This window comes from Massilia sp. (genome assembly GCF_031995545.1).
GTDB lineage: Bacteria > Pseudomonadota > Gammaproteobacteria > Burkholderiales > Burkholderiaceae_D > Telluria.
On sequence record NZ_DAMAGA010000068.1, the window covers coordinates 1 to 11,855 of the forward strand.

An 11,855-nucleotide genomic window follows, 5' to 3' on the forward strand; every position below is an offset into this window, starting at 1 on the left:
CGCTGGAACGGGCCATCGAGGGCCTCAAGTGCGAAACCGCGGTCCACATCTGTTATGGCTACGGCATCAAGGCCAATACTGACTGGAAAAAATCCCTGGGCGGCGAATGGCGGCAGTACGAACGGATATTCCCGAAGATCCAGCAGTCGAATATCGACATCGTGTCGCTGGAATGCCATAACTCCCACGTTCCCATGGAGTTGATGGAACTCATTCGCGGCAAGAAAGCGATGGTCGGCGCCATCGATGTGGCGAGCGACATCATCGAGACACCCGAACAGGTCGCCGACACCTTGCGCAAGGCGCTCAAGTACGTCGACGCCGACAAGCTCTGCCCTTGCACCAATTGCGGCATGGCGCCGCTGTCACGTCGTGTGGCGCGGGCCAAGCTCCACGCCCTGAATGCCGGCGCCGAAATCATCCGCAAGGAACTCTCGGCCTGAAGCCCATCGCCAGGAAGGTCGGCGCGACGGCCGCCCATCCCTTCATTCGTCTTAGTTGCCGGTCTGACGGGCCAGCGCGACGAAGGCATGCAGGTAGTCGGTTTCCCACTCGGCTTCGCGCGCGCCGAGGTGGATGTGTTTCTGGATTCCCTTGGCGCCCAGGCGCAGCGTGTGCAGGCCGAGCTGGGGCGCATAATCGGTGACCAGCCACTTCGGCAGTGCGGTCACGCCGCGGCCGCTGGCGACCATCTGCAACATGATGTCGGTGGTTTCGATGGTCTTGTGGCTGCGCGGCGCGCAGTTGGCCGGGGCCAGGAACAGATTATAGACATCGAGGCGATCGAGCGGAACCGGATACGTGATCAGCACTTCCTCGGCCAGCTGTTCCGGCTTCACCTCGGTCTGGCCCACCCACGGATGGCCCGCGTGTACCACCAGCACCTGTTCATAGCCGAATACCGGCTCGAAACGCAGGCCGGGGCGCAATACCGGATCGGGCGTGACCACCAGATCGATTTCGTAGCCCAGCAGCGCGTCGATGCCGCCGAACTGGAATTTTTGCTTGACATCGACGTCGACCAGCGGCCAGGCCGCGAGGTAGGGAGCGACCACGCGCAGCAGCCACTGGTAGCACGGATGGCATTCCATCCCGATGCGCAGCGTGCCGCGCTCGCCCTTGGCGAACTGGGCCAGTTGCTCTTCAGCCAGCTCAAGCTGCGGCAGCAGACGCTGAGCGACGGTATACAGGTATTCGCCCGCCTGGGTCAGCCGCAGCGAACGGCCTTCCCTGACCCACACCTCGGTGCCGACCTGCTGTTCCAGCTTGCGCATGCTATGGCTCAGTGCCGACTGGCTCAGGTGCAGTGCTTCGGCGGCGGCGGTGACGGAACCACGGCGCCGCACTTCCAGCAGGATTTCCAGATGCGATCGCTCGATCGTCGCCATGAGCCGAATCCATGTAATTTTGAAAACCTATTATTTTACCTCACCCCGAATGCCCGACATGACGGATTCCATCGTGGTCCCGCACCGGGCGGGTCGATTGGCGCCACGCAATAAGGTGATCCATGGAACAAAAAAGCCCTTGATCATTCGAATCGAATGATCAAGGACTCCAAACTCGGCCCCTCCTAAGCAGCCATTGGCTACAGTTAGCATGAGCCCCGAGAGCACTAATACGGTTGTGCCTGTCAAGAAGCCAGAGCTCAGTGATTCGGACAGAAATTCCTATGCTCTGCGATGTGCAAGTGCCAAGCCCAGCCTAATGTCGTTGCTGACGGACGGTCACTTAAACAGGAATGTGTCTCTACCCGACTCAGGGGCTTGATGAGGCGCTCAAGTATGCAGCCCCTACAAGCCCGAGGTTACCTATGACATGACCAAGCGGCCGCCCGAGCCGTTCATGGACAAGGAAGTAGCGACGAAGAACCGTAGCTTTTTCCCGACTGGGACACAGAAGATTTGGCCGCAGGACCCGAGTCGGCCAGTGCCGTACAAGCGGGGTCGAGGGTACACTCGGAGGCCTGATGTCGTAATCGTCAAGGACACCACGAAACCTCCGGCTCAGGACATGATCAAGCAGGTGGTAGAGATGAAGTTGTTTGTCGAATTCGCGCGTCGCTTGCACGCAGCACACGGATATGCTGGGTACAGCTTAGTGCTTTCTGCCTTGCGCAACACAGAATATCAGGCATTCGAAGCGTTCGTGACGTCAAAACTTCGGGGTTTTGACGCAGGAGATGCAGTAGCTGGCGCAGCCAACGCACACCGAGGAACCAAGACTGTTGGATGGCTCGCAGCGATTAATCACGACTACCTTAAGAAAATCGGTGACCAATCGACTTCACGCTCGGAATTGCCAATGGACTGGTTCTGGCTACACGATTATGGCGCTGGAGTTGTTATCCAAGCCGGCCCACGGCCTGAGCCCGCGCCGGCCAAGGCGCCACTCCCGGCGTTACTCGTACTACCCAATATGCTTTTACAGAGCATTCGCACTAAAGAGGTTGGGCTGCACTACGCATCCGCCAACAGCGAATCGCGGCTCATCGGCTAGTTGGCCACCCAATGGCTTCAGCGTTTCGACGTCCCCGTCAAACAGCTTATGGCGTTTAAAGCGAAACTATTGGACGAGCCGAAGTTGACTGCGCATCGGTAACAGGTACGTCGAAAGCACGCGCCGCAAGCTACGTAGTTGCTGCTTAGGAGAAAATGGCCAACTACCCAAGCTTATGTCGATGCGCGTTCATGCGTGTCGAACCGCCTGCCATTGAAACTGCTGCGCATGACGTTCCACCATAGGGCGGCACGAAAGGCAAGCTAAGGCGTCAACTGGCTGATTTAGAAAATAAAGCCGGTTTGTGAAATGGCTTCCAGTGACAGCCGTATCTAGATGAGACCAAGCAAAAAGCTCGCCGCAGTAAGCCCTCACAACGCATAGATAAAGTTTCCTAGGTGGAACTCACTTCCACTCGATTGTCAATGGCTGAGCTAAGCCTATGAATCGCAAGTGTCTCCGGCACCTCGCTAGTCTGTAACATTCACGATACCACACCAACGTCATCTATTTTTGACCCGGCAATAACGGGCATTACGTTGAATTTACCTCACCCCGATCACGATTCCCGCTGTTGCGTCCTATATTCATGGTATCGCGAAGGATCTGGTGTCGACCAGACTTAAACGAACCCGCACTCTACAAGAGCCGAGAGGTTAACGATTTGACAACCGAACAATATTAAAGAACTCGTTGTTGTTTCACTGCAGTGACGCGAACTGAATACACGTTGGTATCGGAGGCTTTAACAACTGACACATATGACACTGTGTCGGTTTTCTTTACATTTTATCTTGCAACCATCAGTAAGTAGTTGATTGTTAGTGATGGTGCGCAACTTGCTACCGTCATTTACTGGATCGCTCTCCCAGGAAGATGGAAGCGTCCTGAATGAAACGTTTCGTGAAAATTAATCTATATGATCAAACGGAGAGAAAATGAGTACGAAACTAAAACAACTATTCGTCGCATTATTTTTGGGCTTACTGAGTACCACCGCCGTAGCTGAGAAGCCACCATTTGTTCAGGACGGAACTCTGGGAAAGTATTTGGAGGATCTATATTCACAACTGATGCAAACTTGCCTCCCGGAGCGGCCTAAGATTATAAAGAGGGCATGTCGGTTTTGTCCGGAGGTTACAGAGCTGGTTTCAGCCGTACCGGCGGCGCTTCAGAATCAGTCAGTTATAAACCTCAATTCAAGAGTATTATGGAATGACAGGCAAAGTTTGGCTCGAACATTCGCTCTGGTCTATCCCGATCCAAAGCAGTTCGGAAAACCGACGTCCGAAGGGCAAGGATGGTTACTCTACCAAACTGCGCTTGAAAGCTCGGCAGGGACGCTAATCCCTGCCGAAACGTCATCGGGAATGGTTATGCACGACTGCGGTGCTGCATTAACGGCGCTAGCTGAAGCGAACGCCGGGTTGGAGATGCCAGTGGGCCAATTCAGGTCTGCTCTCAAGGCATCTTACACTGGAGGTACAAAGACAAATCTCGCAGTCTTTTTCGGACAGTTTAACTCGCCATTCTTCAAAATGTGGAATTCTTCTGCGCCCGAAGAGCACGTGCTGGCAATGATGTGGCTCTACGACTGGTATTCCCGTGCGAAGTACAACAACGAGTATTTGCTGAGCTCGATAAATGTAGGACTTACAGCCTTCAACGTGGACGAGACCAATCGTGATAGCACTGGAAAACTGGATGTTAATGGCGCTATAAACGCAGGAATTGTGGCTGCAAAAGCAAATACCGCAATGTCAGCGAACAGCGGTGTGTTGAGCAAACTGAGATCGTTCAAGGTGGCAATTCCCTTAAACCAGCAGGGTCAGCCGGACGTCAAGTTTGAACCGCTTCCCTCTCCTAAGGAACTCGCTCAACGAATGCGACGTGTGGCTCCCCAAGTTGACGAATCGAGTATAATCCCGGCTGTCCCCGGCAGTAGAACCATCCATAAGATAACGATCAGGGGAGTTCCACCCGAACAGTGCTCTGACAATAAGAAGATGTGGCGTGTTAATGCAGACGATCCTTTTAATGCCCCTAGCCTCGTCAGTAACAAGCCTGCTTCGTCTGCAGATGGCGCCCAAGTCTGCGAGTTCGTTTTAGAGTATGCTGTTCCTGGAAAGTATGCCGCTCAAACAGAGGCAGATGAGTTTGTGCTGACTTACTCGATAAGAGGAATAAATCAGCCGACGGATCATGATGGCACCAGGTATGACGTGGAATTCGACCAAGTAAGAGTGCGATATCCAGTCAACCGCTCCCCTGAAATATTTACACCATTAAATGTCGCCGACCCAGCAATTAACGGTTCAATCATGGCATGGAAAAGCAATCTGATTATTCGCGAAGATTCAGGGAGTGCAAGCAGTAGCATCGACTGGACAAAAACCGCCTCATCTACCGCAACTATCATTTGTGGTGGAGATCAACCCCTAACTGCAACGTCGACCTTCGATCCCAATCCCGCCCGCAAAACGGGAGAGGTGAACTTCACCCTGCACAGTAGCGACAACAACCAGCTTCAGAACTGGAGGATGGGGCTAGCCAATCTGAAGCAATGTTCAGTAAGAGGGGCCATTAAATTCCCGACCAAACAGGCTGGCGTCTATTTAGTTAGGGAATACTCTATGCCTATTAATTTTCCAGGCACGTTAGCCAAAGGCACCGAGCCGCAAATTGCAGTGATCAGCACGACTGGCGGCTGACAGAAAAACAGTACGGACTGGCGATGAATGCTACTTGCTGGATAGATGAATCACCGGTTCCGTAGATGCTTATGCATTCATTAAGGACCTCGCCCTAGATTTCCTCTACTTCACAAAATATGTCTAAGCCATAATTCTAAGCAAAGGAGTCAACATAAGTGGAAAGCGGCACACGGAAGAATTCAAGATCGCGGCGGTTAAGCAAGTGATCGATCTAGGGCACCCAGCGGCCGAGGTAGCCGAGCGGCTCGTGGCGAGCATTCATAGCATCATGCGTGAACAAAGCATTGCAGTGCCCTTCCATATCCAGAGCTTCGAGAATGCACCATAAATCAGGATGATCACTTACACGATGGCGAATGCCAGTGCAATGAACAGGAAATACAGGACCTCGCCGGGCGTCATCCCGGATGGGAAAAAGCTGATGGTCCATAAATAGGCGAAAGTCGTCAGCGCACCGACGGCCGCGGTGATCCAATAGGCGAACGTTGATGACCCCTGCATGCCTGCCATCCGCGCGTTGATGGCGGAACCCGATTCGTCACGCTTTTTGACACGCTAAATGCGGTTCATCGATTTCATGCGTCGGTGATTCGTTTCCATAAAATGTATATCCCGATCGAGAACCTCGCCAGTGACCGGCGTACCGCCCAGGCGTAGAGCGAGGAGGTCCTGATGTGGCCGTCGTACCGTGGGTAGTCGTCCGTCGTGTCGCATTGGTACTGCAGGTCGCCGGTGTGCCTCAGCAGCTGGCTCACTGCCGACCGCGCCGTACTGAATAATGAATTTTTCGAACGAAGCGAACATTCCGGGGTTCCTCGCTGCAGGTCTCGCTTGATGTAGTCTGCGCGCGTCAGCGCGGCCGGAGCACCGACGCTCCGGCGGAGACAACTTGCCACAAATCCCAGGCGTCTACATAGCTTTCTGCGTCGACCAGGCCGGGACGCAGGATGTGCTGCAGATCGTCCTCGTGGTGCGCATCGATATTCAGGTCGCCATGGTGGGAAATCACGGTCGAACAATTTGCGCCGCCCCACAGGCCCATGGAGAAGTCGCTGCTCAGGATAATGTCCGCGTTCGTGGTCCCAAGACGTCCAGCTCTCCGTGGTTGGAGACCCCGCACAGTGTTCCATGCAGGGACAGGTCCCCGCATATCCTGGTGTGCCCGCCGCCGAGCAGCATGCCGCGCGCATGCACGCTGCCGCCGACGATGAGGGACGGCGCCCAGTCCAGGTCGAGGTCGCACAGGATCGCATTCGGCGCCATCAGGTCTCCCTTGACGACCCAGGCGCAAATGATCGCGGACCCGGACACGCTGGCTGGGACGGCACCGAACAGCGCGTCCATGCCGACCGTGCCGCTGCCGTCGAATTCCCAGTCGCCGTCCACGTAGACCGCGATCATGTCTTCCGGCGCGGCAGCGAAGGCCCACAACAGCGATTGCACGTCGCCGACTTTCCCGAGGACGCGCGCAACCGCTGCCGCTGCGGGTTCGAGTACAGGCTGGCTTCGGTTCATGCTGAATATTCCCTGCCTTGGGGCGGCGTGCAGCACCGGATAACGCATTCTGCCACGATATCTCGGCCATATACCGATCACCGGCAAGCCGGCTGCGCGGGCAACGCTGTCCGGCGCAACTGCGGTCATCGCCAGCCGCAGTGAACCCGCCGCCATTTTCCGACTGGGCAGTCACGCTGGTGCTGCCCTGCCAGCATGGCCACCGCGGTGAAGTTGTCTTAAAATCAGCACTTCCAGGTGATTTACCTGTCCGCCGATCCCGCTGATCCATCGCTCCCGTTTGTGGCTCACATCGCGGCCTGCGCCAACCTGGCTCGCGGGCACTGCTGCTTGTTTGACGGTAGACCTCTGGTATTCCGGTAAGTAAAATCCGGCCAAACTCCGAGATTTAGCTCATTGCATAGAGAATCGGTTTGGCCATCTACCAAAGCAGCATTGATGCGATTACGGTTGGCGCACTGTTCGGCATGAATCTGCTGATTCGCCTTATCAGCGGCTCTACAGTTGGAAAGCAGCGATGGAACTGTAGCTGCTCGATGACATCCGCGACCCTCTGGCAGATCACGAACGACGCGATGTATCCTATCTTATAGGTACCGCAATTCTCCATGATGCCGGTTCAGGGCTGGACATCGTCAACGGCCAGCAGCAGCTGCTTACCCTTTTTACACGGTCCTGCAGCTGCTAGGCAACAGTGCCGCCGCTGGCCACCAGCAGCATGCAGATAATCCTCTCGGCATTCCGTTCCGGCGCCAGCCGCAATCGTGAAGCGCATTGACGCATTTGCCCAATCCTGCCCACCAGCGAGCGCCTACGGCTGGATCGCGTACGCTTCCCTACTGTCCCAGCAAGCGCTGAACCTGCGGCAGTATAGGAGGGCCTGCTGTATAGAGTTTTCCAGAGGGAGCGCGGTCCAGCAGCGGGGCAACCCACGCCTCAGCCAATGGGCCTTGCGGCAAAGTGCCCTTACATTGACTTTCGAAGTCCAGGATGCAGACCCAGCGTTTCCGCAGTTACTACAGTTGTCGATAATGGAAGAGAAAATGGAATGGGAATAATCGACACGAAAGTCTTATAGGGAACGGGGTCGCAGTCGCTTGAGCCAGGCATACAGATACGGACCCGTACGAGCCGGATACACTCTGGGCAGTTAGGATCAGCCATACAGACTTCCCTGTTAGCTTCAGGACTTGCTGGCAATGCCCCGCCTATCGGTTCCGGCCTGGTCGCACCCGCAGGGATTGACAAATAATCGATTTTAATATGCTGGTCAGAAATTGGATCAGCAAATAAAAGCAAGCCAGGCGAATCTCGAAAGATCGCCTTCTGGCGTACGCTATTCATTGCGCCCGTACTGCTAAAGTCCGCGTTCGCGGCCATTGCAGCTGCCCTGCGTGTCACTTCTTGCAACGTATTGCAGATGTACAGTGCTCGCGCAAGTTCGACGATGCCAAAAAACAGGAGGAAGAATACGATCGCCACAAGCGCGAACTCAACTGCTGCTACGCCCCCTTGCTTCCGACGGCCCCGAACGGCACCTTGCTTAATTGCCAACATAGCGCATTGCCACGTCTGGTTGAAGCGTGAAATCGTTCTGGCCAAAATAGCCGAATAGCATGTCAGGCAATAGGCTTTCGTTGAATCCAAGTTCCATCCGCACCCGGACGAACTCGGGGATCCTCGATCCGCAATTTCCGAATGCAGTCCCCCCCGTAGCGCTGCGCGTACCGCACTCGATGTAGATCCAGAAAGGCTGCATAACTGGTCTGAGTGCTCCAATCTCGCTATCAACAATCCATCGGGCCACTCCCGCAACTGGAGCCTCCGCACCACCCGCGCCAAGTGTTTGCATTTCTGCTGGGGACGCTCTGGATAAAAAGCGCGCAGCATCGTGGGCAGCCTTGTGTGCCATGGTGTAGTACCAGAACACTTGAGCCCAAAACAAAAGCAGCGTCAAGAGCATGGTAAAGAACGAAATGACCAGTGCCATTTCGACCGCCACGGCTCCTTGCGCATTTCGGCGGTATCTAACCGGGTTGGATGTATTCATGGCTGGAGATCAATCCGGGTGCCAAGAGAGCTTTCATTCGCCAGCCCCCCGAATTCAGCGTAAAGTGCGGTGGAACTGGCTTGGACCGTCATAAAGAATTTACCGATACCTAGAACAGTAGCGTAGTTGCCAGATACTGGACAGTTGAGAAGCGGCAAGTTGAGTATGCGCCGTCCACGAACGCCCGGGTTCGCTGGCTGCCGGTGAAAACTCGATGAAGTAGACAGGTAGGGGGAGTTTTCGCCTCCCCTGCTTGGGTATCCGGGCGAGGTCGATAATCTAGGTACCGGCGGAACCGGCGCGTTGTAGAGAGCAGCCCAATCTCCGGTTCCAAAGGTACTGTAACCGGAAGCCGGTTCCTTGCCGCCGCTGGCCTGGTAAGAAGAATATCTGGCTGCTTTGGCATAGGCCCATAGTGGCCCGAACATGCCGGCTGTCGTTCCTGCAGGAGGCTGGTCTGGCCCGGCAATGGTCCACAGCTTGCCGCCTTCTTGCGAGGAGGCGGACGCCTGCAGCCTGCCTGCATCTGCAATCATCCAGGCCACGCCCCCAGTAGCGCTGACTGAATACTGCTTGATATTCGCATCGGGGGGAGCGGAAAGCTTCGAACAGGGAGCAAAAGGGGCTGAATAGAGATCAAAGCGAGAATTCAGATGATGGGACAAGTCCGCAAGCGGAAAGGGCCCTGCAAGACGGACATCTGTGCCGCTTACCTGGACAATGTCGACAGTCCCGGTGCAAACATATGGTGCAGCTCTTTCAGCCGTGGCATCGCTTGCAGACCCGCCCCGCGGATCGATTAGAAAAATTTGCGGCGGCTGGGTGCTGTCAGGTCCTAGCTGCGTGAGGTTATAGGATACGCCGCGCCGGAAGCCGTATTCTTCCAGTTCCCCGCCATGGTCGCGGTGCGGCTCGCCAGGCCGCAGTGCGCAGATGCCTAAAGGCGTGATCCCCAGGGCAGACCGTCCAGCCACAGCCTGGGCGTCTACAGACACCCAGCTCAGATCGGAAAAAAAACGTGCGAAAAAGGTTTCGACGGCCCCGTGTGTACCGGCCAGGCCGCGTGTGTCAGCCTTTGCATATAGAAGAGTGCCTGCCCGGCCAGTGGTCGCGCTCGCGCTGTCCCAAGGGCCATCGGGACTTGCTGCAAACCGTATCGCGTCTGCTGACCATGCGAGATTATGGCTTCCATATTGGTATGTGAGTGCACCAGCGACGGTCCCGTTAAGCCGCTCGGCAGCTTTTGCCAGCGCCGCCTCGACTCCCTGCTCTGTCCCATTGAGTTCCATTGCTGCAGCCAATGCGAGGGTATCAGCCACGCTCTGCAGCTCGACCTTGCGGTTATATAGCCTGGACAGGTCCAATGCCAACCCGAAGAAGGCAATGATTATTATCAATGCAAAGGCAGCCATGACGGCAATCGCGCCCGACTGATAGCAGAAATGCGTTGTAGTGCTGAACTTTGCGAGGCGCTTTTCTTTTGCAATGCAGGGAGATTGCATGATGCCTCCATATTGGTTTACATCATCTCTTCTATCCTCGAAGCAAACTGATTTTAACGATTGATTTAAGTAAACAATTGATGCCCAACAATTGACTAAGCACAATACAAATATCTTTGATAATGATCAACGGCGCTAACAGCAACGCTCGATAATGCTGGGCCGCATTTCGTCCGCAGGATTCGGATGCTTCGCGCCGCGGTCCCGCGCGTAACGATAGACCAGTATCGCGATCTCGCGCGCGTACACCGCCGACGCAGGAGCGCCCCGGTCGGCGATGCGGTCGCGTAGCGACCGAAGTTCATCAGCGTCATTCGTTGAGCTTCAGGCGGCCGAGGGCCTTGAGCAGATCACGCTGATACACCGAGCAGCGTATGTCTCGCGTCGATTCGGCCATCGAATAACGCATAAGCCATTCCTCGGCCCAAGTGGCGAAGGTCTCCTCCTCGCGACGGCGCAATGCGGTTGCTGCCTTGTAGCGTGCCGGAGACCGGCCGGCTGCGAGCAAGCGCTTGGCCTCTGCCAGCAGTTCGCGTGCTTCTCCGAGCTTATGCCCACTCGATTATCAATGGATAAGCTAAGCCTATGAATTGCTTAGCATTTTCGTCGTACTTCTGGCCCAGTACCATTGACGATACCGTGCCAAGGTCATCGACCATTGATCCGGCAACAACAGGCATTACCTCGAATTTTCCCTTCCGCGACCACGATCTCCGCAATTGAGTCTGAGTACATGGTATCGCGAACGCTCTGCTGCCGACCAGACTCAAACTAACCGGCCTCTACGAAAGCCAGGGCGGTTCAGACCTCGAACCAATGATCGGCCACTCTAACCGAGTGTACGAAGTGCTCAATAGGATTCGCCCTTTGACGCTTCCCATGATCTGAAGACTGCATAAGGGACTAGGCATACCAGCCGAGGCACTGATCCAGCTGCCCAAGCGTACTGCGGCTGTGTAATCGCTCAACACAAACGCCAGCGGCTGATTCCAAAGAGGCACGTCTTCAGAAATTACGAAGTTTCGTCCGCATTAACATTATGGTTCAGCAGTATCTATGATAGTGGTGGCAATTCATCGTGGCGATTCATAGCTGGGTGGTGGAAGTGAACACGCCGCACCTGTCCAGCGCCAAGACCCCTGCGTCCTTTACTGCCTGCCAGAAGGATTTCCTGCTTGCAGAGGAGGTGGCTACGTCCACATCGGCGATTCGTTAGGCACGCTAGCGCACACCTTACTGATGGCTTGCAACAAAAGCTGCCGCTTGCCTTCACGCTCAGCCGATGTAGACTGTTGCCAAACAATTATGTATCGACAATGAGCCGTTATTCAGCCTACATAGATGAGTCCGGAAACCACGATCTTGCTACGGAGAAGGACGGCGCCTCCAGATACTTCCTCATCCTCGCAATCATCGTCGAGCAGGAAAACGTCCCGGCCCTGCGGTCCGCGATCGAAGCGATCAAGGAAGAGTTTTTCGGCACGGGTGAGATGAAATCGAGCCGGGTGAAGGATCAGCGCCGGTAATCCCCCCATTTTTAGAGCGCGCTAAAAGTAGAGGTTAAGCGGCAAGGGC

General features: G+C 55.4%; 11 protein-coding genes and 3 pseudogenes. 6 read left to right on the plus strand and 8 right to left on the minus strand.

All coding sequences use genetic code 11. The annotated features are described in order from the left end of the window. Positions 1-443, plus strand: a pseudogene (locus RTQ83_RS23740) (methionine synthase); the annotation flags it as partial. A 51-nt stretch (positions 444-494) separates the two neighbouring features. On the opposite strand, the gene RTQ83_RS23745 reads toward RTQ83_RS23740, so the two are convergent. Then, the gene (locus RTQ83_RS23745; RefSeq protein WP_312520380.1) at positions 495-1,388 is read right to left on the minus strand and encodes a LysR family transcriptional regulator; all 894 of its coding nucleotides are present in this window, start codon (positions 1,386-1,388) and stop codon (positions 495-497) included. Positions 1,389-2,013: 625 nt separating this feature from the next. Here RTQ83_RS23745 and RTQ83_RS23750 point away from each other — a divergent pair. The 3 genes and pseudogenes from RTQ83_RS23750 to RTQ83_RS23760 all read left to right on the plus strand — a co-directional run. Further along, the gene (locus RTQ83_RS23750; RefSeq protein ID WP_312520382.1) at positions 2,014-2,499 is read left to right on the plus strand and encodes a type VI immunity family protein; all 486 of its coding nucleotides are present in this window, start codon (positions 2,014-2,016) and stop codon (positions 2,497-2,499) included. Positions 2,500-3,437: 938 nt separating this feature from the next. Further along, complete coding sequence (locus RTQ83_RS23755) at positions 3,438-5,210, plus strand: hypothetical protein (protein ID WP_312520385.1); 1,773 nt, start codon at positions 3,438-3,440, stop codon at positions 5,208-5,210. A 154-nt stretch (positions 5,211-5,364) separates the two neighbouring features. Next, a pseudogene (locus RTQ83_RS23760) lies at positions 5,365-5,481 on the plus strand (transposase); the annotation flags it as partial. Positions 5,482-5,555: 74 nt separating this feature from the next. On the opposite strand, the gene RTQ83_RS23765 reads toward RTQ83_RS23760, so the two are convergent. The 7 genes from RTQ83_RS23765 to RTQ83_RS23795 form a co-directional block, all read right to left on the minus strand. Further along, on the minus strand, positions 5,556-5,723 hold the full coding sequence (locus tag RTQ83_RS23765; RefSeq protein WP_312520387.1) for a hypothetical protein: 168 nt from the start codon (positions 5,721-5,723) through the stop codon (positions 5,556-5,558). A gap of 340 nt (positions 5,724-6,063) precedes the next feature. Continuing rightward, on the minus strand, positions 6,064-6,255 hold the full coding sequence (locus RTQ83_RS23770) for a hypothetical protein (RefSeq protein ID WP_312520388.1): 192 nt from the start codon (positions 6,253-6,255) through the stop codon (positions 6,064-6,066). Positions 6,256-6,269: 14 nt separating this feature from the next. Beyond that, positions 6,270-6,728, minus strand: a complete 459-nt coding sequence (locus tag RTQ83_RS23775) for a hypothetical protein (protein ID WP_312520391.1) — start codon at positions 6,726-6,728, stop codon at positions 6,270-6,272. A gap of 966 nt (positions 6,729-7,694) precedes the next feature. After that, entirely contained in the window at positions 7,695-8,285 is a 591-nt protein-coding gene (locus RTQ83_RS23780) for a pilus assembly protein (protein WP_312520394.1), read from the minus strand. Then, complete coding sequence (locus RTQ83_RS23785) at positions 8,272-8,778, minus strand: TadE/TadG family type IV pilus assembly protein (protein WP_312520397.1); 507 nt, start codon at positions 8,776-8,778, stop codon at positions 8,272-8,274. The genes RTQ83_RS23780 and RTQ83_RS23785 overlap by 14 nt, the downstream gene beginning before the upstream one ends. Then, the gene (locus RTQ83_RS23790; protein WP_312520400.1) at positions 8,775-10,280 is read right to left on the minus strand and encodes a pilus assembly protein TadG-related protein; all 1,506 of its coding nucleotides are present in this window, start codon (positions 10,278-10,280) and stop codon (positions 8,775-8,777) included. The genes RTQ83_RS23785 and RTQ83_RS23790 overlap by 4 nt, the downstream gene beginning before the upstream one ends. A gap of 310 nt (positions 10,281-10,590) precedes the next feature. Then, positions 10,591-10,788, minus strand: a complete 198-nt coding sequence (locus tag RTQ83_RS23795) for a hypothetical protein (RefSeq protein ID WP_312520402.1) — start codon at positions 10,786-10,788, stop codon at positions 10,591-10,593. A gap of 296 nt (positions 10,789-11,084) precedes the next feature. Here RTQ83_RS23795 and RTQ83_RS23800 point away from each other — a divergent pair. Together RTQ83_RS23800 and RTQ83_RS23805 are read left to right on the plus strand one after the other, a co-directional pair. Further along, positions 11,085-11,240: pseudogene (locus tag RTQ83_RS23800) on the plus strand (transcriptional regulator); the annotation flags it as partial. A 284-nt stretch (positions 11,241-11,524) separates the two neighbouring features. Next, positions 11,525-11,806 (plus strand): DUF3800 domain-containing protein, encoded by a 282-nt coding sequence (locus RTQ83_RS23805; RefSeq protein WP_312520405.1) that lies wholly within the window; start codon positions 11,525-11,527, stop codon positions 11,804-11,806. Positions 11,807-11,855: the final 49 nt, after the last annotated feature.